Origin of the sequence: Marinomonas algarum (genome assembly GCF_020532605.1) — a bacterium.
Taxonomy (GTDB): domain Bacteria; phylum Pseudomonadota; class Gammaproteobacteria; order Pseudomonadales; family Marinomonadaceae; genus Marinomonas; species Marinomonas algarum.
This window is the reverse complement of the sequence record NZ_JAJATW010000003.1, coordinates 33,719-56,549: the sequence shown is the minus strand read 5'-3', so window position 1 is coordinate 56,549 and position 22,831 is coordinate 33,719. Positions and strand designations below refer to the sequence as shown.

General features: G+C 47.0%; 21 protein-coding genes. 11 read left to right on the top strand and 10 right to left on the bottom strand.

The window, feature by feature from the left end:
- Window positions 1-100: 100 nt before the first annotated feature.
- The 6 genes from metC to LG368_RS03235 are packed head-to-tail and all read left to right on the top strand — an operon-like array spanning window position 101 to window position 7,895.
- On the top strand, window positions 101-1,282 hold the full coding sequence (gene metC, locus LG368_RS03260) for a cystathionine beta-lyase (RefSeq protein WP_226753298.1): 1,182 nt from the start codon (window positions 101-103) through the stop codon (window positions 1,280-1,282).
- 51 nt (window positions 1,283-1,333) lie between these two features.
- Window positions 1,334-1,978 (top strand): VOC family protein, encoded by a 645-nt coding sequence (locus tag LG368_RS03255; RefSeq protein ID WP_226753297.1) that lies wholly within the window; start codon window positions 1,334-1,336, stop codon window positions 1,976-1,978.
- Window positions 1,979-2,023: 45 nt separating this feature from the next.
- The gene (locus LG368_RS03250) at window positions 2,024-3,322 is read left to right on the top strand and encodes an NAD(P)/FAD-dependent oxidoreductase (protein WP_226753296.1); all 1,299 of its coding nucleotides are present in this window, start codon (window positions 2,024-2,026) and stop codon (window positions 3,320-3,322) included.
- A 29-nt stretch (window positions 3,323-3,351) separates the two neighbouring features.
- Window positions 3,352-5,445 (top strand): hydantoinase/oxoprolinase family protein, encoded by a 2,094-nt coding sequence (locus LG368_RS03245; RefSeq protein WP_226753295.1) that lies wholly within the window; start codon window positions 3,352-3,354, stop codon window positions 5,443-5,445.
- 1 nt (window position 5,446) lies between these two features.
- The gene (locus tag LG368_RS03240) at window positions 5,447-7,093 is read left to right on the top strand and encodes a hydantoinase B/oxoprolinase family protein (RefSeq protein ID WP_226753294.1); all 1,647 of its coding nucleotides are present in this window, start codon (window positions 5,447-5,449) and stop codon (window positions 7,091-7,093) included.
- 46 nt (window positions 7,094-7,139) lie between these two features.
- Complete coding sequence (locus LG368_RS03235; protein ID WP_226753293.1) at window positions 7,140-7,895, top strand: SDR family NAD(P)-dependent oxidoreductase; 756 nt, start codon at window positions 7,140-7,142, stop codon at window positions 7,893-7,895.
- Window positions 7,896-7,967: 72 nt separating this feature from the next.
- On the opposite strand, the gene dxs is transcribed toward LG368_RS03235, so the two are convergent.
- From dxs to LG368_RS03220, 3 genes are read right to left on the bottom strand one after another with little or no spacing between them, the layout of a single operon-like run.
- Window positions 7,968-9,845 carry a 1-deoxy-D-xylulose-5-phosphate synthase gene (gene dxs / locus LG368_RS03230; RefSeq protein ID WP_226753463.1) on the bottom strand — a complete coding sequence of 626 codons (1,878 nt, stop codon included), beginning with the start codon at window positions 9,843-9,845 and terminating at the stop codon, window positions 7,968-7,970.
- Window positions 9,846-9,895: 50 nt separating this feature from the next.
- The gene (locus LG368_RS03225; RefSeq protein WP_226753292.1) at window positions 9,896-10,774 is read right to left on the bottom strand and encodes a polyprenyl synthetase family protein; all 879 of its coding nucleotides are present in this window, start codon (window positions 10,772-10,774) and stop codon (window positions 9,896-9,898) included.
- Entirely contained in the window at window positions 10,771-11,013 is a 243-nt protein-coding gene (locus LG368_RS03220; protein ID WP_226753291.1) for an exodeoxyribonuclease VII small subunit, read from the bottom strand. Before LG368_RS03220 ends, LG368_RS03225 begins: the two co-directional genes overlap by 4 nt.
- 175 nt (window positions 11,014-11,188) lie before the next feature.
- On the opposite strand from LG368_RS03220, the gene pomA reads away from it, so the two are divergent.
- From pomA to dapB, 3 genes are all read left to right on the top strand, one after another.
- Window positions 11,189-11,944 carry a flagellar motor protein PomA gene (gene pomA, locus LG368_RS03215; protein WP_226753290.1) on the top strand — a complete coding sequence of 252 codons (756 nt, stop codon included), beginning with the start codon at window positions 11,189-11,191 and terminating at the stop codon, window positions 11,942-11,944.
- A gap of 26 nt (window positions 11,945-11,970) precedes the next feature.
- A complete protein-coding gene (locus tag LG368_RS03210) occupies window positions 11,971-12,963 on the top strand; it encodes a flagellar motor protein MotB (RefSeq protein WP_226753289.1) in 993 nt (330 codons plus the stop codon).
- A gap of 129 nt (window positions 12,964-13,092) precedes the next feature.
- On the top strand, window positions 13,093-13,893 hold the full coding sequence (gene dapB / locus LG368_RS03205) for a 4-hydroxy-tetrahydrodipicolinate reductase (protein WP_226753288.1): 801 nt from the start codon (window positions 13,093-13,095) through the stop codon (window positions 13,891-13,893).
- Between the two features lie 104 nt (window positions 13,894-13,997).
- Here dapB and LG368_RS03200 read toward each other — a convergent pair whose 3' ends face one another.
- From LG368_RS03200 to LG368_RS03190, 3 genes are all read right to left on the bottom strand, one after another.
- Window positions 13,998-15,170, bottom strand: a complete 1,173-nt coding sequence (locus LG368_RS03200; protein ID WP_226753287.1) for a quaternary amine ABC transporter ATP-binding protein — start codon at window positions 15,168-15,170, stop codon at window positions 13,998-14,000.
- Window positions 15,163-16,062 (bottom strand): ABC transporter permease, encoded by a 900-nt coding sequence (locus LG368_RS03195; RefSeq protein WP_226753286.1) that lies wholly within the window; start codon window positions 16,060-16,062, stop codon window positions 15,163-15,165. The genes LG368_RS03200 and LG368_RS03195 overlap by 8 nt, the downstream gene beginning before the upstream one ends.
- Window positions 16,063-16,143: 81 nt before the next feature.
- Complete coding sequence (locus tag LG368_RS03190; RefSeq protein WP_226753285.1) at window positions 16,144-17,145, bottom strand: ABC transporter substrate-binding protein; 1,002 nt, start codon at window positions 17,143-17,145, stop codon at window positions 16,144-16,146.
- A gap of 266 nt (window positions 17,146-17,411) precedes the next feature.
- On the opposite strand from LG368_RS03190, the gene LG368_RS03185 reads away from it, so the two are divergent.
- Window positions 17,412-17,555, top strand: coding sequence for a hypothetical protein (locus LG368_RS03185; RefSeq protein ID WP_226753284.1), 144 nt, complete (start codon window positions 17,412-17,414; stop codon window positions 17,553-17,555).
- A gap of 29 nt (window positions 17,556-17,584) precedes the next feature.
- Here the strand turns inward: LG368_RS03185 and LG368_RS03180 are convergent, their stop codons facing one another.
- From LG368_RS03180 to LG368_RS03165, 4 genes are all read right to left on the bottom strand, one after another.
- Window positions 17,585-18,067, bottom strand: a complete 483-nt coding sequence (locus LG368_RS03180) for a MarR family winged helix-turn-helix transcriptional regulator (RefSeq protein WP_226753283.1) — start codon at window positions 18,065-18,067, stop codon at window positions 17,585-17,587.
- Between the two features lie 144 nt (window positions 18,068-18,211).
- Window positions 18,212-19,624 carry a deoxyribodipyrimidine photo-lyase gene (gene phrB / locus LG368_RS03175; protein WP_226753282.1) on the bottom strand — a complete coding sequence of 471 codons (1,413 nt, stop codon included), beginning with the start codon at window positions 19,622-19,624 and terminating at the stop codon, window positions 18,212-18,214.
- Window positions 19,625-19,637: 13 nt separating this feature from the next.
- Window positions 19,638-20,618 carry a YbgA family protein gene (locus LG368_RS03170; RefSeq protein WP_226753281.1) on the bottom strand — a complete coding sequence of 327 codons (981 nt, stop codon included), beginning with the start codon at window positions 20,616-20,618 and terminating at the stop codon, window positions 19,638-19,640.
- 42 nt (window positions 20,619-20,660) lie between these two features.
- Window positions 20,661-21,686, bottom strand: a complete 1,026-nt coding sequence (locus LG368_RS03165) for an NAD(P)/FAD-dependent oxidoreductase (RefSeq protein WP_226753280.1) — start codon at window positions 21,684-21,686, stop codon at window positions 20,661-20,663.
- A 157-nt stretch (window positions 21,687-21,843) separates the two neighbouring features.
- Between LG368_RS03165 and LG368_RS03160 the strand changes: the two genes are divergently transcribed.
- Window positions 21,844-22,749 carry a MerR family transcriptional regulator gene (locus LG368_RS03160; protein WP_226753279.1) on the top strand — a complete coding sequence of 302 codons (906 nt, stop codon included), beginning with the start codon at window positions 21,844-21,846 and terminating at the stop codon, window positions 22,747-22,749.
- Window positions 22,750-22,831 lie beyond the last annotated feature (82 nt).

Sequence of the window (22,831 nt, the reverse complement as noted above, 5' to 3'; positions counted from 1 at the left end):
AAACAGTTATCTTGTATCTTTTAGTAAAACTTTTGTTTCGTATATTGACACGAATGTTTTATTAATATTAAAGTGAGGCTTCTTTAATAAGGAATCTACTGTGAAAACGAGCGACGCTAACCTAACAAACGCACTGATTCATCTTGGCCGTGATCACCAAAGTCGTGGTCGCTCGGTGAATCTTCCCATCTATCAAGCTTCCACGATGTTGTTCAACAACCTAGAAGAATTTGAACAAGCCCGTGATACACGTTACGAAAAAGGCACCCTGTACTACGGACGCTACGGCACACCAGCCACGTTTGAGCTGGAAAACATGATGACAGAACTGGAGCATGGCGTTGGCTGTGTGGCGGTATCATCTGGCTTGACTGCCTGCGTGGTGTCTTTAATGGCCTTCGCAAAAGCGGGGTCGCACGTATTGGTGGCCGATACGGTATACGGTCCGACTCGGGCATTTTGTGACAATGTGCTGACGGGCTATGGTGTAGAAATAACCTATTTCGATCCCATGTTAGGGGCTGACTTAGCGTTGCTGGTTCAAGCGAATACGGCAGCGGTGTTCTTTGAGGCGCCAGGTTCTGGGTCATTTGAAGTGCCCGACATTCCAGCGATTGCACACGTGGCCAGCGCCGCCGGTGCGGTAAGTATTCTTGATGGTACTTGGGCAACCCCTTTGTTGTGTCAGCCGTTAACACTTGGTGTGGATGTCGTGGTGCATTCCGGTTCCAAATACATCAGTGGCCATTCAGATGCCATGCTCGGGCTCATCGTTGCAGGGTCACAGGTCCATTATGACAAAGTGAGAAAAATGAGCTTATCGATCGGTGATCGAGCTGGCGCGAATGATGTTTTTTTAGCCTTGCGTGGATTGCGCACATTGGCAGTACGTCTGCGTCAACACGCACAAAGTACCGTCGCCTGCATCGCTTGGTTGGAGCAACAACCGAGTGTGGATCGCATACTGCATCCTTCCCATTCCGATTGCCCTGGCCATGAACATTGGCATCGAGATTTCAGCGGCTCCGCTGGGCTATTCAGCGTGGTGTTTAAACCCGGTTTAGAAAATAAAGTCCGCCATATGATCAATAATTTGAGCCTGTTTGGTATTGGCCTCAGTTGGGGCGGCTTTGAGAGTTTGATTCTTCCTGTTGATCCAAGTCCTTATAGAACCGCAACAACGTGGAGCGCTACGGGGCCCACGGTACGGTTCAATATTGGTTTGGAAGACGTCGATTCTTTGCTCAGCGATTTAGACGCTGGCTTTGCTTATTTATCTTAAACACGACTTACCCCAAGACTTACTCCAAGACAACAAATAGAGGTTATGACGATGACGATACAGAACAAAATTGATCACATTGTGATTGGCGCAGACAGTCTAGAGCAAGGCATAGCCTCGCTTGAAGCATCCCTTGGTGTGACGCTGCCAAAAGCCAGCAAGCATGAAGCGATGAGCACTCATAACGCGGTCGCGCCGGTTGGCAACGAGAGTTTTATTGAGGTGCTCGCTATTGACCCAGAAGCGCCGAATCCTGGTCGAGCCCGTTGGTTTGATATGGACAACCCTCAAGTACAGGCGCGTTTTAAAGACTCAGCTCAGTCCTACCATTGGGTAGTGGGAACCAGCGACCTTAACGCCGTGGTTGAAAATAGCTCGATCGATTTAGGGGAAATTGTGACCTTTACCCGAGGGGAGCGCAGTTGGCGTTTGACGATTCCCAAAGACGGCTCCTTGTCTGAACAGGGTCTTATCCCGACCTTTATTGAATGGTCCCCTGGCGCGCATCCGTCAACAGGGATGAAAGACTTAGGCATCACATTGAACCGCGTAGTGTTAACACACCCAGATCCAGCTTCGCTGCAACAGAAGCTCGATGAGTTGGGCGTTTCTCATTTGGCAAGCGTATTGGCTGGCGACACCGCCGGTATTGCGTTTGAAATGCAAAATGACCAAGGTGACATCGTGTTGCTGTAAACGATTTGAGTGTTCATTGAGTAGGCTAAACAGAAGGGTGGTCAGATGACGTTAAAAGACAGTGAAAAAACAACAGGGGCAAGTCAGCCAATTTCTTTATGGGATCTATCGGCCCCTTCTTCTTCAGAAGAAGCACCATTAGAGGGCGGTATTGTCACAGACGTCGTCATTATTGGTGGCGGCTACACGGGTTCTTCCACCGCGTTGCATTTATCAGAGATGGGCATTGAGTGTGTGGTGCTTGAAGCTGAAAAAATAGGCTTTGGTGGTTCTGGCCGAAATTGTGGCATGGTCAACCCTGGTATTTGGCTACCACCTCAAGATGTGCGTACGGTATTGGGCGACGAATCGGCTGATCGCTTTCTGGATGTGATGGGCCGCGCACCCGATACGGTTTTTTCACTGATCGACCGTTTCAAAATGAAATGCGAGGCGACACGAAATGGCACCATTCATGCAGCCCATTCTCCGGCTGGCTTTAAAGAGCTGTCTGCCCGAGCCCAAGAATGGCAACGTCGTGGACGCGAGGTGATACTGCTCGATGAAGATCAAACGCAAGATAAAATTGGTACGTCTTATTTTTATGGTGGGTTACTTGATCCGAAAGCGGGCACCGTTAATCCAATGGGGTATGCCCGTGAATTGGCAGCCGCAGCGGTATCGAAAGGCGCCGTGATCTACTCGCAGACACGGGCATTGAACTTGACTCAGGTGAACGGCAAATGGCAAGTGCGCACCCAGCGTGGCACGGTAACGGCGAATCAGGTCGTGATCGGTGGTAATGCGTATAACGATGATTTATGGCCTGGATTAAAGCAGGCTTATACGCCGATCCACTTTTATCAGGTAGCAACCAAGCCTTTGGGTAAGATAGCCGACAAAATTTTACCGGAAGCGCAAAGTGTATGGGACACCGGGCTGGTAATGTCTTCGGTACGAAAAGACCAGTTTGGGCGTTTAATCGTTGGCAGCATGGGCAAATTGGCTGGCAAAGACAATAATCAGTCAGAATATTGGGCACAGAAACGCATCAATCAAATGTTTCCGTTTCTTGGCAAGGTAGAGTTTGAAAAGGCATGGCATGGAAAAATCGCCATGACACCAGACCATTTGCCGCGCATCCATATTTTGGCCCCTGGCTTGTACACGGCTGTTGGCTTCAATGGTCGAGGCATTACCACAGGCACGGTGTGTGGTGAAGCCATGGCGCAATTATTAACCGGCGCACCAGAACAAGACATTATGTTGCCGGTAACCGGATTAATAAAAGATCGAGCCGCGTTCATTCGAGAGCCTGCGTATGAGGCTTGTTTCAAAGCATGGTGCTATTACAAAAGCATTTAACGCAGTATCAGAATTAGGAGAAGTGAGATATGACGCAACAGCAAGCTCGAGTCGGTGTGGACATTGGTGGCACCTTTACGGACATCGCACTGGATTTAAACGGCACGCTTTTCACGGGTAAAGTGCTGACGAATTACCACCAACCAGAACAAGCGATTTTAGACGGTATTCATCTAGTGTGTGAGCGCGCTGGTATTGCCGAAACCGACATTACCACGGTGATTCATGGCACCACCTTGGTGACCAATTCCTTGATCGAACGACGCGGTGCTCGTACGGCGTTTATTACTACGGACGGTTTTAGAGACGTGGTGGAAATGCGTACGGAAAACCGTTTTGAACAATATGATTTAAACTTGACCTTACCAACGCCATTGGTCAAGCGAACCGATCGTTACACGGTAAAAGAACGTGTGAGTGCGTCTGGTGACGTCATTACCGATATAGATCCTAGCGAGTTAGCGGCGTTAGTGGAACGGATTGTGGCCGAAGGCTATGAAGCGATTGCGGTGGGTTTTATTCATTCCTATGCCAATGATGTCAATGAAGTAACCGTACAAAAAGCCTTTGCCAAAGCGGCGCCTGAGTTAAGTGTGTCTATTTCTAGCCATGTATCACCACAGATGCGTGAGTTTCAGCGCTTTAATACGGTGATCGCCAATGCTTATGTCCGACCACAAGTCGCGGCGTATTTGGGACGTTTGGTTGAACGATTAAAGGCAACGGGCGTGACTTGTCCTGTTTTCATGATGCACTCTGCGGGCGGTCTAATCAGTGTAGACACCGCGTCAGAGTTTCCTGTCAGATTGTTAGAATCGGGTCCAGCGGGTGGAGCAATTTTTGCCGCGAAATTTGCTGCCAGTTATGGTGAGAATCAAGTGGTGTCTTTTGACATGGGGGGCACGACGGCCAAAATTTGTCTTATTGAAGACGGCAAGCCTAAAACCGCCAATACCTTTGAAGTGGCCAGAACCTATCGTTTTGCGAAAGGCTCTGGCATGCCATTGTCGACCCCAGTGGTGGAAATGGTCGAAATCGGAGCGGGCGGCGGTTCCATTGCCCACGTTGATGACATGAAGCAGATTCGAGTCGGGCCCAAATCGGCCGCATCAGAACCTGGCCCAGCGTGTTACCAACGTGGCGGTCAGCATCCAACGGTCACCGACGCGAATTTATTGTTGGGGCGTTTAGATCCAGACTTGTTTGCCGGCGGCGATATTCCTTTGTCCGTTCCTTTGGCGGGTGAGGCAATGACGAACAAGGTGGCCTCTGTTGCCGGACTGGATCAGGAGCAAGCGGCCTTTGGGGTAACAGAAGTGGTCGATGAAAACATGGCCAACGCAGCCCGCGTACACACGGTTGAAAACGGCAAAGAAATTGGCAATTTCGCCATGATCGCCTTTGGCGGTGGCGCGCCCTTACATGCTTGTCGTTTGTGTGAAAAATTGAGCATGGATTATCTGGTTATTCCACCGGGGGCCGGTGTGGGCTCAGCGATTGGTTTCTTAAATGCGCCATTTTCTTATGAAGCGACCAAAGGCATGTACCAGCGCCTCACGGAGTTTGACCCACAACGCATTAACGCTTTACTTAGCTCGTTACGCGCCGAAGCCTTGGAGTTTGTTCAGCGTGGTGCGGGCGACATAGACACAACGACGCGTGTTCAAGCCTTTATGCGCTATACCGGACAAGGTGGCGAAATTGCCATTGATATTGATTACAAAGACTATGTTGCAAGCGATGTTGAGACGTTCCGTACTCAGTTTGAAGCGGGTTATCACCGTTTATTTGGTCGTACAATCGACGGTTTAGGCATTGAAATTACCAATTGGTCGATTACTGTTGCCTCAACATTAGCGCCTGTCGAGCCGATCACATTGCGTCGCTCAGGCAAGCAAATTGCCATCACTAAGACACGTGAGTTTTTTGACGCGGCGCTGCGCAAAGTGGTTACCGCGGCCGAAGTACAGCGTCACACCTTGCAACCCGGAGACGCCGTTTCCGGTCCCGCGGTTATTGTGGAGGATGAAACCTCGACCATAGTGACAACAGGTTATACCGTCGTCGCACAGGATGATAAGTCCATGTTGCTGGTGAATAAAAAAATCATGGGGGCTATTTAAAATGACATTAAGCAATGTTGATTATCAAATTATGTGGAACCGCTTAGTGGCGGTGGTGGAAGAGCAAGCGACGACGCTGATTCGAACCGCGTTTTCAACGTCAGTGCGAGAAGCTGGAGATTTGTCGGCAGGCGTGTTTGATTGCCGTGGTCGAATGATCGCACAAGCCGTTACCGGCACGCCCGGTCACGTGAACGCCATGGCGGAATCTGTGCCGCACTTTATTGAAGAGATTGGTTCGGACAACATTTGCGAAGGCGATGTGTATCTAACCAATGACCCTTGGAAGGGTACGGGGCATTTGCACGATTTCACTATGGTGTCGCCCGCTTTTTACCAAGGCAAGCATGTGGGCTTTTTTGCCGCGACAGCGCACGTTGTCGATATTGGCGGTCGGGGCTATGGACCTGATGCTAACGAAGTGTACGAAGAAGGTTTGCTGGTGCCGATTATGAAGTTCATCGACCGAGGTGAGGTGAATAAAGGGCTGGTAAACATCATTCGTAATAACGTCCGCGAACAAGATCAGGTGATTGGGGACTTGTACTCATTGGCGGCCTGTAATGCGGCGGGCGATGCACGCTTAATGGACATGATGAATGAATTTAATTTGCTGGAGTTAGAAACCCTGTCTGATTTCATCATCGACAACAGTCGTGCCGCCACCTTGGCGCGTATCGCGGCTTTACCCGATGGTACCTATCATAATGAGATGATGGTGGATGGCTATGAAGCGGCGGTGGACATGCGTGTGGCCTTGACCATTGCAGGCGATACCTTATTGGCTGATTTTGCCGGTACGTCTGGCCCCAGCAAATTTGGTGTGAACGTTCCCATGGTGTACACCCGCGCCTACGCTTGTTATGGCTTAAAGTGTGCGATTGCACCGGATATTCCAAACAATACTGGCTCATTAAAACCCTTTGATGTGACTGCGCCAGAAGGCTGTATCTTGAATGCGCCTCATCCGGCACCTGTGTCAGTGCGTCATGTATTGGGGCATTTTGTACCCGATGTGGTGTTAGGCGCCTTGCATAAATGCATTCCTGGCGTGTCACCCGCCGAAGGCGCCAGTGCCTTATGGAATGTGTTATTAAGCGCGCGTCCGACGGACCCGACTTCAGGCTTGCGATCTTCTGAAATCTTGATGTTTAACTCAGGTGGCATGGGCGCGAGAGCGACCTTGGACGGTCTGAGCGCGACCGCGTTTCCATCAGGTGTTAGCACCATGTCAGCAGAAGCCACTGAGCATGTTGGCCCATTGACGATTTGGCAAAAAGATTTATTGGAAGGCTCTGGCGGCAGCGGAGAGTTTCGCGGCGGCCTAGGGCAAACCATCGTCATCAGTGCGAACGAAGGTTATGAACTGTATTTTAATGCCATGTTTGACCGCATTCAGTTTCCTGCCCGTGGGCGTGAACAAGGCAAAAATGGAGGAGTAGGCAGCGTCATGCTGGACGACGGCACCGTTTTAAAAGGCAAGGGCCGCCAACTGATTCCTGCTGGACGAAAATTGATTCTGCAACTCCCTGGCGGTGGTGGTTATGGCGATCCGAAAAAACGACCAGAAGCCTTGGTGCGAGCCGATCTAGAAGCGGGCTACATTACACAAGATCAAGCGGTGAACGACTACTGTCTGACACTCTAAACATTGAATACTGAATACTGAAACACTTTATGATTTGGAGGAAAGCATGACAAATAAAACGAAATTGGCATTAGTAACGGGTGCGGCACAAGGCATTGGTTTGGCCTGCGCAGAAGCCTTGGCGGAAGACGGTTATAAAATCCTCCTAGCGGACATACAAGAAGAGACGGTTCAGCGTGCGGCTGAGACGATGGGAAATGGCACCGCGGCGTACGTTTGTGATATGGGGGATTCTGCACAAATTCTAGCCATGTTTGATCGTATCGAAGCAGAGCATGGCCCAGTGCATTGTTTGGTTAATAATGCAGGCATTGCCAATCCTGGCGACTTTTTAACCTTGGAAGAATCACAATTTCGTAAAGTCATTGATGTGAATTTAACCGGCACATTTATCGCCTTACAGCGTGCTGCGAAAAGCATGGTAGAACATAATATCCATGGCTCTATTGTGAATATGACTTCGATTAATGCGCAAGTAGCGATTCCAAGTATTGCCGCTTACTGTGCTTCTAAAGGGGGCGCGATGCAGTTGACCAAGGTCGCGGCGCTTGCCTTGGCAAAAAATGGCATTCGAGTGAATGCGGTCGGTCCAGGCTCTATTGATACGGAAATGATGGCAGGGGTGAACGCAAACCCAGAGGCGATGAAAAATGTCTTGAGTCGTACACCATTGGGTCGTATCGGCACACCGCGTGAAATTGGTGATACGGTTGCTTTCTTGGCCAGTGATAAAGCCAGCTATATTACCGGGGAAACCATTTATGTAGACGGTGGACGCTTAGGTCTAAACTACACCTGTTAATATTCAGTAAATAAAAAAAACACCATGACGACTTGATGCATCATGGTGTTTTTTATGTCGTTATCAAACAGATTACAGCGTGCTGAGTTTGTCCTGAATGCTTTTCAAAATCCCTGCTTCATCTAAGCCTACGCGTTCTAACATAGATTGATGGCTGGCGTGTTCTTCGTATTGGTCAGGTAAACCTAGGTGTAACACAGGCACCAATATGTCGTTGGCTTGTAGGAATTCACTCACAGCGGACCCCGCCCCGCCCATGATGGCATTTTCTTCTACAGTCACAATTAACTTGGCGTCTTTCTGTGCGAGCAGCGCTTCTTCGTCGATGGGTTTCACAAAACGCATATCCAATAAGGTGGCATCTAACGTTTCGGCCGCTTTCTTGGCATCGTAGGTTGGACGACCAAACGCACAGATAACAACGCCTGACTGGCCGCTACGCAACGTGCGTGATTTACCCAGTACCATGGTATCGAATGTTGGCTCGATAGGCGCACCAGGACCCGTTCCACGGGGGTAGCGTACCGCTGCAGGGCCTTTGTACTCATACCCTGTTTGCAACATCTTACGGCACTCGTTCTCGTCAGATGGTGCCATTACTACCATATTAGGAATGCAGCGTAGGTAACTTAAGTCGTATACGCCTGCGTGGGTCGGACCGTCTTCGCCCACTAAGCCAGCACGATCAATGGCAAACAACACGTCTAAGTCTTGCAGGGCCACATCGTGGATCAGTTGGTCATAGGCACGTTGTAAAAATGTGGAATAAATCGCCACAACCGGTTTAATACCGTCGCACGCCATACCAGCGGCTAAGGTGACAGCGTGTTGTTCCGCAATGGCAACATCGAAGTAACGATCAGGAAAACGCTCGGCGAAGGCGATCAAATCCGAGCCTTCTTTCATGGCCGGAGTGATTCCTACCAGCTTGTCGTCTTGTTCAGCCACATCGCACAGCCATTCACCAAATACATTACAGTATTTAGGACGTTTTACTTTTTGGACATTCGGTTTTGGATCAGGCTCTATTTTGTTGATGGCGTGATAACCAATAGGATCGCCTTCAGCAGGTTCAAAACCTTTGCCTTTTTTAGTGATCACATGCAGAAACTGTGGGCCAGTGCGGTCTTTCAAATTTGCAATGGTAGCGAGCAAATGGTCGATGTCATGACCGTCGATTGGGCCAATGTAATTAAACCCTAGCTCTTCAAACATCATGCCTGGCGATACCATACCTTTCATGTGTTCTTCGGCTTTGCGAGCCAACTCAAGAGCAGAAGGCAAACCAGAGAAGACTTTTTGTCCACCTTTACGAATATGATCATAGGTTTTGCTTGCCCAAATACGAGCGAAATAACTTGAGAGTGCACCAACTGGTTGAGAAATCGACATTTCGTTGTCGTTCAAAATCACCAGCATATCTGCCTTTACATCACCGGCGTGATTAAGGGCTTCGAATGCCATGCCTGCGGACATAGCACCATCACCAATAATAGCAACGGCTTTACGGCCTGTTTTAAGTTGGCGAGCCGCCAATGACATACCCAAAGCGGCACCGATAGAAGTACTGGAATGTCCCACACCAAAGGTGTCATATTCACTTTCTTCACGCTTAGGAAACCCAGAGATACCGTTTTCTTGACGGATATTCAGCAAAGCATCCCGTCGACCGGTGAGTATTTTATGGGGATAGGCTTGATGGCCCACATCCCAAACGATGCGATCTTCTGGTGTGTTGTAAATATAATGAAGAGCCACGGTCAATTCGACTACCCCAAGCCCTGCACCAAAATGCCCCCCTGTTTGTCCGACGCTGTACAGCATAAATTCACGCAGTTCACGCACCAGTGTTGGCAGTTGCTCTTTTTTTAAGGCACGTAAATCGGCTGTTGCGTTGACTTGATCAAGCAAGGGCGTGTGGGGTCGTGCTGTAGGGATTTCTTCGAACATAGGCACAGGTATCATCACGTATAGGTCAGTCTAATTAGCCGATTATTATATCAGTGGTTGCGGCCAATAATATAGTTAGCAAGCTCAACTAATGGTTGCGCAGCATCACCAAATTGAGAAATAGTCGTTATAGCCTGTTTGTTCAAGTCTTGCGCCAAGGCTTGTGCGCCCTCTAGTCCGAGTAACTTAGGGTAGGTGGGCTTGTTGGCGTCCTCATCGGAAAACTGGTTTTTCCCCAGCGTTGTGGTGTCACTGGTGATGTCGATGATGTCGTCTTGAACTTGAAAAGCCAATCCGATAGCGTTGGCATAATGATCAAGGGCGATAAGGTCATTCGCTGTTGCCCCTGTGCTGATGGCACCCATACGAATGCTGGCTCTAATCAAGGCGCCTGTTTTGTGTTGATGCATTTTTTCTAAGGCGTGAATATCCATGCTTTTATTGACGTTTGACAGATCAATCATCTGGCCTGTGACCATACCGTGCCGACCTGATCCATAGACAAGCTCCTGGATAAGCTGGAGTTGGCGATCTAGGTGTTCGTGTTTAACGTGACTGAGTAATTCAAAAGCAAAGGTTTGCAAAGCGTCGCCGGCTAAAATCGCTGTCGCCTCGTCAAACTGTATATGGCAAGTGGGTTTGCCACGACGTAAGTCATCGTCGTCCATGGCTGGAAGATCATCATGGACTAAGGAGTAAGCATGAATAGACTCGACGGCCGCAGCGCTGGCGTCGGTCAAGGTGTTTGCCTCACCAAATAATGCCGCAGCGGCATAGGTCAGCATTGGACGTACACGCTTGCCACCATTAAACAAACTGTAAGCCATCGCACTTTGCAAATGGGTTGCAGGCTCATAATTTCTGAGTGATTGAGTTAAGTAGTTATCCACTCGAGAGCGTGCATAAAGAGAGAAATCATCAAGGGTCACGAAGTATGCTCCGGATCAAAGGGTTCTAGTTGCTCGCCATGTTGTTTTTCCATCAAAATTTGAACTTTCTGCTCTGCCTGTGTCAGAACAGACTGGCATTCTTGGCTAAGCTTAACGCCTTTTTCAAAGGCTTTTAACGCTTCTTCTAAAGACAGTTGATTGGATTCAAGTTGAGTAACTAGGGTATCCAATTCACCAAGGTTTTCTTCAAAGTATCGGACGCTGGTTTTTCGTGACATAGTGACGACTCTTATTTAAACCCTCGCTTTTTAGCAGAAAAAGGCATGCTGTTCGAGAGGCTGTTAATGGAAAATTACAAATTATCTGTAAGAAGATGTCATTCTTCATCGGTCTTTCGTATAGAATTGTATCAATATGTGGGTTGTATTATAGCTTTATTGTTAGGAGACGTGTGTGGATATCGCAACGTTAATAGGACTTGTAGGATCGTTTATCGTTATTATCGCGGCCATCTTTGTGGGTGGATCGGCTGGGATGTTTCTCGATGTTGCCTCGACACTGATTGTGCTGGTGGGGTCATTGTTTGTGATATTGATGCAATACCCTTTGTCTCAGTTCTTGGGCGCAGGCAAGGTTGCAGCAAAAGCCTTCATGTTTAAAAGTGTTCCTTTGGACACCTTGATTGATGAAATCTATGGACTAGCCGACGAAGCACGTAAGGGTGGACTGCTTTCATTAGAAGGCAAAGAAGTCAGCCACCCCTTTTTGTCAAAAGGGATTCAAATGCTGGTGGATGGCCACGACGGTAATGTGGTCAAAAGTCAGCTGTCGAAGGATATGAATCAATCCTACGCGCGGCATGTCTCGGGTGCCAAGGTGTTTAAATCGTTCGGTGATGTTGGGCCTGCTATGGGCATGATAGGTACCTTGGTGGGTCTGGTGCAAATGCTGGCTAATATGTCTGATCCTAAAGCGATTGGCCCTGCTATGGCGGTGGCCTTGTTGACGACCTTATACGGTGCCATGTTGGCAAACATGGTGTGCTTGCCTATTTCTGCCAAGCTCGGTATCCGAGCGGATGAAGAGCTGCTTTGTCAAAAAATGATTATGGATGCCTTGTTAGCCATTCAGTCTGGTCAGAACCCTCGTATTTTGGATGGTGCGTTGAAAACGTACATTCCTGAGAGCAAAAGAACCGAACGTGAATAATATTTTATGGGTAAGCGGATAAAATAATGAGTGATGAAGAAGAACAAGATTGTCCCGAATGTGTAGAAGGCCTGCCCGCTTACATGGGAACCTTTGCCGATTTAATGTCGTTGCTGATGTGTTTCTTTGTACTCTTGCTGTCTTTTGCGGAAATGGACGTGATTAAGTTTAAGCAAATTGCAGGTTCTTTAAGCACCGCGTTTGGTGTCCAGCGTGATGTCGAAGCGGACGCTATTCCTATGGGAACGTCGGTGATTGCTCAGGAGTTTAGTCCAGGTAAAACGGAACCGACTCCGATTAACGAGGTAAAGCAAACAACCGATGATGTGCCTGAACAGACACTGGAAGTGATTTGTAAACCTGAAACCGCCAGTACAGATCAAAGAGAGTCGTCTGGTTCACCTTCACCCGATACCTTTGTGGATAAATCTCGTGCTGATTTGGAGCGAGAAAAGAAGATTCAACAGACGGAAGAAGACGCGAAGATGATTGCGGCCTTGATGGACGAAGAGATTTCAAAAGGCCTGGTTGAAATTGAAACACAAGAAGAAACCATTACTATTCGAATCAAAGACCAAGGCTCATTTGAGTCCGGTTCGGCAGAATTAAACTATGACTTTATTCCTGTGGTCGCGCTTATTCGTGATGTGTTAGTTGGCATTCAAGGGACAATTTCTGTTGAAGGGCACACTGATAATATACCAATAGACAGTCGTCGTTTCCGGTCAAATTGGCAGTTATCATCGGCGCGTGCTATTTCCGTCGCAGAAGAACTGTTTGCTACAGGGCAGCTGGACCAAGGCCGATTTGCTGTAACGGGATACGCTGATACCAGACCTTTGGTCGCAAACGATACGTCGGCTAGGCGTGCCACCAATCGACGTGTGGAAATTGTGATAAAACAAAATGATACCTCACGCCCGGTAGTACAAAATACGGTGGATGATATTCCTTCTGATGGTGTGATTGAATTTGATCGAGATATGATTGAAGAGTTAACACCTAATGAAATATTTTAAGATGAAACAGTGAATAAAAGGGCTTCGGCCCTTTTTTTATGTCTGAGTCCATGCCTTCTGATCTTTTAATGCTGAGATTCAGTGCAATCTTTGTTAAGGTTTGCGCAGACTTATATTGAGGAAGAAAAAATGCGAGTAGCTGTTATTGGTGCCTCTGGGCGCATGGGAAAAAATCTGATCACTGCGATCCAAGACGCTGACGGCGTATCTGTAGGCGCAGCGATTTTAAAGCCTGGTAGCAGTTTGGTGGGAGCCGATGCCGGTGAAATTGCAGGTATTGGCAAGATCGGTGTGATGGCGGTTGCTTCTTTGAACGACTGTGTGGATGACTTTGATGCGTTGATTGATTTCACCACACCCGCTTTAACACTAGAAAATGCGGCATTCTGTGCACAACATCAAAAAGCCATTGTGGTGGGTACAACAGGTCTGAACGATGACGAAAAAGCCGCATTGGATCAAGCCGCACAAAGCACGTCTGTTGTCTTTGCACCAAACATGAGTGTGGGGGTTAACTTAACATTAAAACTGTTAGCGACCGCGGCCCAAATCTTGGGAGACGACTACGATGTTGAAATCGTCGAAGCCCATCACCGTCATAAAGTCGATTCCCCTTCAGGAACGGCATTACGCATGGGCGAAGTGGTTGCTGAAGCCTTGGGACGCGATCTAAAAGAATGCGCTGTATACGGTCGAGAAGGTCAGACGGGGGCACGTACTCAAAAAGAGATTGGTTTTGAAACCATTCGTGCAGGCGATGTGGTGGGTGAGCACACGGTTTGGTTCGCAACAGAAGGAGAGCGAATCGAAATTACGCATAAAGCCAGTAGCCGTATGACGTTTGCTAAAGGCGCAGTACGCGCTGCTAACTGGTTGTCTGGGAAACCAGCAGGTTTGTACGATATGCAAGACGTATTGAACCTTAAATAATCGATACAATGCACTTATAAAAGACAAAAGACAAAAGACCAAAAAAATGGCCGTATGAAACGGCCATTTTTATGTCTGAGTTTTCGTAAGAAACGCCAGAGGGCTTAGGGAGACAAGACATCTGCCAATTTACTGGCTTCTACTCGACCCTTAAGCTCACCCTGTTTATTGACTACGGGAAGATCAAAGCGTGTGTTCAAAGACAGTGGGATAACGTCTTGTAACAAGTTGGTTCGACGTACGGTTGGCACCTTGATCAGCGCGGTTTCTAGTAAATCGTCATCTTGCATGTCGTCCAGTTGTTGCTTGGTTAACACACCTTGATAAGCATTGTTGTTGAATACGAATGCGTGGTTACGATCGGCAGGGAAACTATCACGAACGTCTTTCGCACTAATACCTTCTAACTTGCTGGTGTCAGCGGTCATGATGGTTTGCACTGTGAGCGCTCTGGCGCGGTTAACGTCTTTTGCAAAGGCTCTGACATACTCATCTTCTGGTTTCAGTACAATATCAACTGGGGTGCCGACTTGGACCAATTTACCGTCTTTTAATACCGCGATTCGGTCGCCAAGACGTAAGGCTTCGTCGAGATCATGGGTGATAAAGATAATGGTCTTTTGTAGGTTCTCTTGCAAGTCGATCAGCTGCTCCTGCATTTCACTGCGGATCAAGGGATCAAGAGCGGAGAAAGCTTCGTCCATTAGTAAAATTTCGGCATCGGTACACAAGGCACGAGCCAAGCCGACACGCTGTTGCTGACCACCAGAAAGCTGTGAAGGGAATTGATCTTCGTAGCCTGCTAAACCAACGGTTTCCAGCCAATCTACTGCTTTGGGTTTCCATTCGGCGCGTTTTTCGCCCTTGATCAATAAACCATAACCCACGTTATCCAGTACACAACGGTGTGGCATAAGACCAAAATGCTGAAATACCATGGCCATTTTGTGACGTCTAAAGGTGGTGAGTTCTTTGATTGGCAATTCCATGATGTCGTCGCCTTCGACCTTGATCTTGCCCGCGGTTGGATCTATCAAGCGGTTGAAGTGACGAATAAGGGTAGACTTGCCTGAGCCCGATAGGCCCATGATAACGAATATTTCACCACGTTTAACGCTTAGGTTAATGTCTTGTAAACCGATGGTGTGGCCAGTTTCCGCTAGGATATCTTCTTTTGACGCACCGGCTTTTACTTTCGGTAAAACGTTTTTCGCATCAGGGCCAAATATTTGGTAGAGGCCTTCAATTTCAATCAATGTTTCGCGTGTGTTATCCATTCTCAGTCCCTTCAAGGTGTTTTTGTGCGCGTTTTGCGTAGCTCTGAGAAACGCGGTCAAAGATGATGGCTAGGGCGACAATCGCTAAACCATTTAAAAGCCCAAGGGTGAAGTATTGGTTAGTGATCGATTTTAATACGGGTTGACCGAGGCCTTTCACCCCAATCATAGAAGCGACCACAACCATAGCCAGTGCCATCATAATGGTTTGGTTGATACCTGCCATGATGGTTGGCATTGCCAATGGAATTTGTACACCAAATAGACGTTGTGTTGGCGTAGCACCGTAAGCGGTGGCGGCTTCCAGTGTCTCTTTGTTCACTAGGCGTATGCCTAAGTTTGTTAATCGGATCACCGGAGGAATGGCATAGATCACCACGGCAATGACGCCTGGGATTCGACCAATGCCTAGCAGCATGACCACAGGGATCAAATACACGAAGGCCGGCATGGTTTGCATGATATCAAGCAGCGGCGTAATGATAGATTTCGCTCTGTCAGATCGCGCCATCAGTATCCCAATTGGAATACCAATACAAATAGAGAGGATAGTACAGACGGTGATGATGCTTAACGTTCGCATCGTGTCTTCCCACATACCAAAATAACCAATGGCAAGAAAAGCCGTCAGTACACCGGTGCACAGTTTCCAAGAACGTGTTGCAGCGTATACAAGACCGACAATAGCCGCTAGAACAATCCACCACGGGGTTTCAATTAAGAGGTTCTCAAACCAAACCAAAAAGTATAAGAGCGGGTCAAAGAAGTTTTCAATCGATTCGCCGTAGTTACGGGAAAAGTTCCGATAAGCACCGTCAAGTGTTTGTCTGATCGCGAGTAATTCGCGTCGACTCATATCGGGAAATTCTGTTAACCAAGAACTGTCTATCATAATTTCATTCTCAAGGTGTAAAGCAAATTAAAAGGCCGTGCTGTCTTGATCAGCACGGCTCGGTCAGCATTGAAAAGAAAATTAGAGGCTGTCGAGTGCGTTATCAATTTTCGCTTGCACGTCTTTACTGACCCACTGTGACCAAATCTCTGGGTAGCTAAACATGAAATTTTCAGCAGCATATTGACCATCTGCCTGATTGTCTTCCATCCAAGCCAACAACATATTCATTTGATCATTGGTTAGCGAACGCTGTGTTGTGTATTGGTATGCGTTAGGATTTGATTTCTTGAAGTTTGCGGTCGTTACTGTGTAAACAGGAGAAGGCGGGAACATGGTCACTTGAGGGTCTATGCAGCTTTCTTCAGAGATACAGCCCTTGTAGTGTTCTGCATCAATACCGCTTTCGAAGTCGACCTTAACCATGTCGTATTTACCAAGAATTGCTGTCGGTGCCCAGTAATAACCGAACCAAGACTCTTCACGCTCATACGCGCGGCTTAAAGAACCTGATAAACCGGCAGAGGAACCTGGGTCGATCAATTCAAATCCTGCTTCTTCTAAGTTCATGGCTTTAAATAAGTTGCCACCGGTAATTTGACATGCCCAACCAGCGGGGCAGCCGTAGAAAGCGGAGACAGAAGGGTCTTCAGAACTTGGGAAGTCCTTTGCGTATTTTTTAATGCCAGAAATGGTTGCCAGTTCAGGGTTTTCTTCAACCATGTATTTAGGTACCCAAAAACCTTCTTCACCGCCGTCGGATAAAGATTTACCTGCGATACTTAGCTTACCATCTTCTACGCCACGGTTAATTAAGGCTTCTACCGCGTTGGTCCATAGCTCTGGGGCAATATCTGGCTGGCCTTTTTCTGCCATAGAAGTACTGGTCGGCATGGTATCGCCTGGAATCAATTCTGCATCACAGCCGTAACCATGGGTCAGAATGAATTTATCGATGTTCGCCATGAGGGATGCAGAGTTCCAATTCATGTCAGCAATCTCAACTTTTCCACAATTTGTTGCAGCAAAAGAGGACGTGGCCGCGAGTGTCATAAGACCCGCAATAATGCTTTTTTTATACATTTTTATGTTCCTGTTATGAGTCAAAATATTAGTCATCAAACTATAATTAGTTTACACATCTAAGCAGTTATATCAATTTGTTGTTGTTGCTTTTTGTTAATAGATGTTTTTATTTCATATAAAACAATAGCTTATGTTTTATGGTGTGTTATTTTTTTGATGTGAAAAAATGGTGTTTTATCCACATTTCTGCGAGAACCATTTTCAAGTAGAAAGAAATAGGTGAATAACTTTAAGGACAGTTAAGCAAAAGATATGGGAAAAGTATGAAGACGTTTTGTCAGGAAAAAGACATTTTTGACCAAGAAGGTGTTAGTAAAGCGAGCAAAAAACAACAGAGACAGCAGAGTAAGAGTAAAGCGTTTATCGCTGGTTACTACTCTGCTTATATTGACGGGCTTAAAGAGTGAAAGAGATTTTTTAAAAGGGAAGTATTGTTCTAAATAGTGGGGGAATTAATGTCTAGCATAGGTGCGGCATCAATGTGCTCGGCATCCATCATCATGGCAATACGTTGCAAAGAGGATAACACTTGGGTTTGTTCCCAACCTTCTAGCGATTCAAATTCATCAACAAATTTTTCGTGTAATAAAGGAGGAGCAGTGTCTAGAATAGCCTTACCTTCCACCGTGAGCCTAGCATTTACAATGCGTTTGTCTTTTTGCCCGCGAACGCGCTCAACGAATTTTCGATCCTCAAGACGATTCAATATGGTCGTCACTGTGGCTTGACTCAAGGAAACACTGTCAGAGATACGGCGTACAGTGACGTCCCCAAGTTCTTCTATTGATCGTAAAACCATAATCTGTGGAATAGTTAAACCACAGGCTTTAACCACGCGTTTAGATTGCAAATCGGTTGCACGAATGATGCGTCGCAAGTGAACAAGGACATCGTGTAGGTGTTGTGGTGAATCAGGCATAACGTCAATAACCCCCTAAAAATTTTTACGGATTATATGACGTTGTTGAAGCGGGGAAAAGCGAAGTTTAAAAAATATTACAGTTCAAAACAAAAGTGGACATTTCGATGCTTTTTTGCCTCAAAATACCCACTTTTCACCCTATTACTTACCTTTTAGAGCATCAAAAGCAGCGATAGCCGCCAGGCGTGACGATTTGTAATCAATCACTGGGTCAGGATAACCACAACGACGGCGTTGTTCTGGTTTGGGGTTGTGGATAGATTTAGCGTCGAGTTTGGCCAGCTCCGGTACAAAGCGTCGAATAAAGTCACCTTCTTTATCATAGGTCTCGGATTGTCTGGTTGGATTGAAGACGCGAAAGTAAGGGGCAGCGTCACAGCCTGTTGACGCACTCCATTGCCAACCGCCATTATTGGCAGCAAACTCACCGTCAATTAATCGGCTCATAAAATACGCTTCCCCTTGTCGCCAATCGGCAAACAATAATTTCGTACAAAAGCTTGCGGTGATCATCCGTAGTCGATTGTGCATCCAGCCGGTTTGATTGAGTTGGCGCATGGCGGCATCCACAATGGGAAAGCCGGTTTTACCCTCACACCACGCTTTAAACTCACTCTCGTTTTGACGCCATGTGAGAGCATCGGTTTCAGGTTTAAAGGGACGATTCATGGACAAGGTTGGAAAGTGTCCCATTAATTGACGATAAAAATCACGCCAAGCGAGTTCTTTTAGCCAGATGCTGTCTTGCCAGCGCTTTTCTTCTTGGTTGCAGGTATAGAAAATGGCTTCAAGACATTGTCTTGGCCCTAATGCGCCGAGAGCAAGGTAAGGCGACAAGGTACTGGTACCGGGTTCAATGGGATAATCTCTTTTGGCTTGATAATGACGCTCTTTATGATGGCAAAATTGCCACAGTTTCTGTTTGGCGATCTCTTGGTCTGCCGGCCACAAATCGTCGCGATACTTTGTTTCCCAGTCAAAGTGCAGCGGTTCCCATGAAAGAGCGGGTGCTTGTGTCTCCGGTGCTGGTAATGGCGTGATATCTTGTTGGGCGAGCAGTGTGACCCATTTATTAAAGAAAGGCGTGAAGACTTTAAAGGGAGTGCCTTGCTGGCTAAGCACGGGTTGAGAAACAAGTAAGTCTGCGGCTTGGATATGGCTTTCTATATGGTGTTCGTTTAATAACGCGCAAACAGCCTGATCTCGTTGCTGCTCATGAACAGGAATGTCACTGTTAAACCAAATATGTTGGATGCTGTTTTCTAGGCAAAAGTCTCGAATACGATTCGGCGCTGATTCAAAGGAGTCTGTGTCTAAGCAATGAAGGGGAATACCTCGCTCTGCAAGGGCTTTAGATAAGTGGCTAATCAGACCCGCGCGCAAACTGTTCTTTGCGTCGGATTCGTTGTGCTCGCGCCATTGGGCTGGCGTGGGAGTCACCAATACCGCGATGCCGTCGTTTGTTGATTGAGCAGCCAGAGAGGCGAAATAAAGTGCTGGGTTGTCGGTCCAGCGTAGATCATTACGCAGCCAAACGAGGTGAGTGATCTTCATGCTTTGTCGTGCCTTAAACCGTATTACGGATACCAAGTGGAGAAGGGTAAGGGATAAAGTAACTTTGTTGGTTAATGTAATCGCTGCCATAATGTTTCACATAATGGTGCAATAAAGTAACGGGGGTGGCCAAGTTCACTTCACCGCGACGATATTGTTCGACTACTTCTAAAATATCTTTTCGGACTGACACATCCACCGCGTGTTTCAAATAACCCACAAGATGCATAAGTACATTGCAGTGATTTTTGCGTTTGGCGGGTTTTGAGAAGGTCGTCATTAACATCTCAAAATACGCCTCTTTTAATGCACAAAAAGATCTAGTGTCATTACCCGATAACATCTGTCCTAATTTTCGGTAAGTCGGTTGTGAATGCGCCATTACCATGTACTTATAACGGCTATGAAAGGCGATTAGATCTTTCATTTTTGCCTTTTCATCAACACTGTGGCGAAAATCATGGTGTGTAAAAACACGCAACAAGAAGTTTTCTCTCAACATAGGGTCGTTTAACCGTCCATCTTCTTCCACCGGCAACAATGGGTAGCGTTGCATCAGTGCTTTTGTAAAAAGTCCGCTGCTGCGTTGCTTATGTGGATGGCCGTTTTCTTGATATACCTTGATGCGCTCCATGCCACAGCTAGGGGATTTCTTCATTAAGATGTAACCGTCTAAATGAGCAAGATTGGCTAAGTATTTATCAGAAGCGGCCATAAAAACATCAGAGACATCTTCTTCTGAATTTTTGCTAAACGTCATTCTGGGTGCGTTAGGATCACCTTCTAGGCGCAAGGTCGGTCTAGGCGTACCAAATCCTGCCGCTATCTCAGGACAGAATTTTTGATAGTCAAAATATTGGGTTAATACCTTGTCGCAATAATCAGAGTGACTATGGCCACCATTGTAGCGGACGTTATCACCTAATAAACATGAGCTAATCCCAACGGGGATCTTGTGATCAAGGTGATCTGGAGAATGCTGAAAAATTGTCATAGTAAATCCCTCCAAGAGGCGGTGACAGTCAGTAGATGAACGCTAAGTGGTGGTATGGTTCAGTTGCATCTGTTCAATAACAGAAAGTGCACTTAGCAAGGCGCCTTCAGCATTTCCTTGACAGAGCCAATCACCTGCTAAACCAAGGTTTTGTGCTGGATACCATACACCTGCGGTCGCATTTTTATGTCCGGTAAATCGACTTAAGAACCAACGATGCGGTTCACCATGACGCAATACTGGAAGTGCTGTGATTGCTTGAAAGGCTTGAACTAATGCATCAGCGGTCGTGGCTTTGTCTTGATCGAGAAAATGTTTTGACCATTCAGGGGTAGCTTGTAACACCCAGCGTTCGACAGACTCTTTATGACGCATGGGTTTATCGCTGTCTTTTAAGAGCTTTTTAAGAGGGGAGTCAACTGGGGTGATAAAGGCGCTTTGCTGGCTCGGTGCTGTTTCTAGCCACATTGCCCATTGAGATTGGTAACCAGCACATGCTTGGTTGGTTATTTGAAGAGGCTCTGACAGTGTGCTGTGAGTCGACAAAATGGCGGCCGTTTGTGGTGCAGGTGCCGTAAGAACTATTTTCTTTGCTATGGCGACAGTTTGGTACTTGTCGTTGCGTATTTGCCATGCCACTGAGTCTGCATTGTCGGGTGTTGTCAGATTGACTTGGTCTAGGTGATGTACTTTTGTATTGGTCATAAAGTGCGTATCACCGAGCCAGTGACGGGCAATGCTGCTCATCTTGGGTGTGCCCACAAAAGTAGGCGTTTGGTCAGTGGAAACAAGGTCCCAGCGCGCAGCTATGTTTTTCGCTTCGAGAGACTTAAACAGAGACAATATTTCTGGGTGTGTTGTTTTTACGTAGGTAGCACCCAGATCGCAACTGACTTCATCATTGATGCGTTTGCTACTGGCACGGCCACCACTGCCACGGCTTTTATCAATGACGCAAACAGACAAGCCTGTCTCAGATAATAGATGCGCACACAGGCTACCAGCGAGTCCAGCGCCGATGATGGCGACATCAAAGAGAGGGGGGTGTTGACTGATTTGGTTGTCCATTTTGGTTGCTCCTAAGCACTGAATTACTTTCTTATACAATATATAATTCTGTACAACAAAAGCAACTAGTTATACAAAAAAATATTTGTATAGTATTTTCTGCCAAGATGCGATTAGATAAAAGTACGTTAACAAAAAGTAAGCTGTGGACAAGACAATGACGCATACTATTTCAACGCCTTCTACTGGGCAAACAGATGAAGCGCGTTTTCCTATTCGCGAATTATCCTTAAGAACCGGTGTTAACTCGGTTACGCTTCGAGCTTGGGAGCGTCGTTATGGGTTATTAAAACCCAAGAGAACCGACAAGGGACATCGTTTGTATGATCAAGAGGATGTGCTTCGCGTCGAAGGCATTGTGCGTTGGATACAACAGGGCGTTGCAGTCAGTAAAGTGAGAGCCTTGTTGGATCAGGAAACCCTAACCGGTGCAACGCTCTCTGCTCGCGATTCAGATAATGAATGGCAAGATTGGCGCAGAAGACTTATCACCGCGGCCGAGTTGTTTCAGGAAGAGAAAGTGGCCCAGCTATGCCAACAGCTTTTTTCTCAATACCCTGCCGAAATTGCGATTCGTGATGGCTTGCTGCCTGTATTTGATCAACTTGGCAAAGGGTCAGTATTGGCTTTTTGTGAGTCAGTGATCTTGAGCACCTTGATACATCGTGTCAGTCAATTTAAAGGCCAACAAAGGGCCGCGAAAAAAGTACTTATTACGGGCGGGTCCTCACAACATCTTCTGTGGTGTTATATGTCAGCGGCAATGTTGCTGGACAAAGGCGTATCTTGCTTGATTGTCCCCAACGTTTATCACAGTAATGATTGGACTGAGATCGTCATTAAATCGGCTGTACATTCCGTACTTGTGTTTTGTGATAAAGCATTAGCCGCAACGTCAGAAGAGATTATTGAACAAATGGATCAATGGCAAAAGCCTGTTACGGCCATTGGTGCTGGCTTTTGGCTCGCAGCTTATGAGTCAGGCAACACAAAAGTGGGTCAAGTGAGCGTGTACTCAGAAGCATTAGAAGGTGTTTTGGCGTTTTCAGATCACTGCCAATAAAAAAGCCTCACCTGTGGTTGGCAGAGGTGAGGCTTTTTATGATTGTGCTTTTACTTAATAGTGCTTTTACTTAATAGTGCTT

What these genes read in the sequence shown, in the direction of transcription:
- LG368_RS03240 (WP_226753294.1), top strand. Translation starts at nt 5,447, where the DNA reads ATGACATTAAGCAATGTTGATTATCAAATTATGTGGAACCGCTTAGTG.
- LG368_RS03165 (WP_226753280.1), bottom strand. Translation starts at nt 21,686, where the DNA reads ATGGACAACCAAATCAGTCAACACCCCCCTCTCTTTGATGTCGCCATC.
- LG368_RS03195 (WP_226753286.1), bottom strand. Translation starts at nt 16,062, where the DNA reads ATGATAGACAGTTCTTGGTTAACAGAATTTCCCGATATGAGTCGACGC.
- LG368_RS03190 (WP_226753285.1), bottom strand. Translation starts at nt 17,145, where the DNA reads ATGTATAAAAAAAGCATTATTGCGGGTCTTATGACACTCGCGGCCACG.
- LG368_RS03250 (WP_226753296.1), top strand. Translation starts at nt 2,024, where the DNA reads ATGACGTTAAAAGACAGTGAAAAAACAACAGGGGCAAGTCAGCCAATT.
- LG368_RS03200 (WP_226753287.1), bottom strand. Translation starts at nt 15,170, where the DNA reads ATGGATAACACACGCGAAACATTGATTGAAATTGAAGGCCTCTACCAA.
- dapB (WP_226753288.1), top strand. Translation starts at nt 13,093, where the DNA reads ATGCGAGTAGCTGTTATTGGTGCCTCTGGGCGCATGGGAAAAAATCTG.
- LG368_RS03220 (WP_226753291.1), bottom strand. Translation starts at nt 11,013, where the DNA reads ATGTCACGAAAAACCAGCGTCCGATACTTTGAAGAAAACCTTGGTGAA.
- dxs (WP_226753463.1), bottom strand. Translation starts at nt 9,845, where the DNA reads ATGTTCGAAGAAATCCCTACAGCACGACCCCACACGCCCTTGCTTGAT.
- LG368_RS03185 (WP_226753284.1), top strand. Translation starts at nt 17,412, where the DNA reads ATGAAGACGTTTTGTCAGGAAAAAGACATTTTTGACCAAGAAGGTGTT.
- LG368_RS03170 (WP_226753281.1), bottom strand. Translation starts at nt 20,618, where the DNA reads ATGACAATTTTTCAGCATTCTCCAGATCACCTTGATCACAAGATCCCC.
- LG368_RS03210 (WP_226753289.1), top strand. Translation starts at nt 11,971, where the DNA reads ATGAGTGATGAAGAAGAACAAGATTGTCCCGAATGTGTAGAAGGCCTG.
- LG368_RS03180 (WP_226753283.1), bottom strand. Translation starts at nt 18,067, where the DNA reads ATGCCTGATTCACCACAACACCTACACGATGTCCTTGTTCACTTGCGA.
- LG368_RS03245 (WP_226753295.1), top strand. Translation starts at nt 3,352, where the DNA reads ATGACGCAACAGCAAGCTCGAGTCGGTGTGGACATTGGTGGCACCTTT.
- LG368_RS03235 (WP_226753293.1), top strand. Translation starts at nt 7,140, where the DNA reads ATGACAAATAAAACGAAATTGGCATTAGTAACGGGTGCGGCACAAGGC.
- phrB (WP_226753282.1), bottom strand. Translation starts at nt 19,624, where the DNA reads ATGAAGATCACTCACCTCGTTTGGCTGCGTAATGATCTACGCTGGACC.
- LG368_RS03255 (WP_226753297.1), top strand. Translation starts at nt 1,334, where the DNA reads ATGACGATACAGAACAAAATTGATCACATTGTGATTGGCGCAGACAGT.
- LG368_RS03160 (WP_226753279.1), top strand. Translation starts at nt 21,844, where the DNA reads ATGACGCATACTATTTCAACGCCTTCTACTGGGCAAACAGATGAAGCG.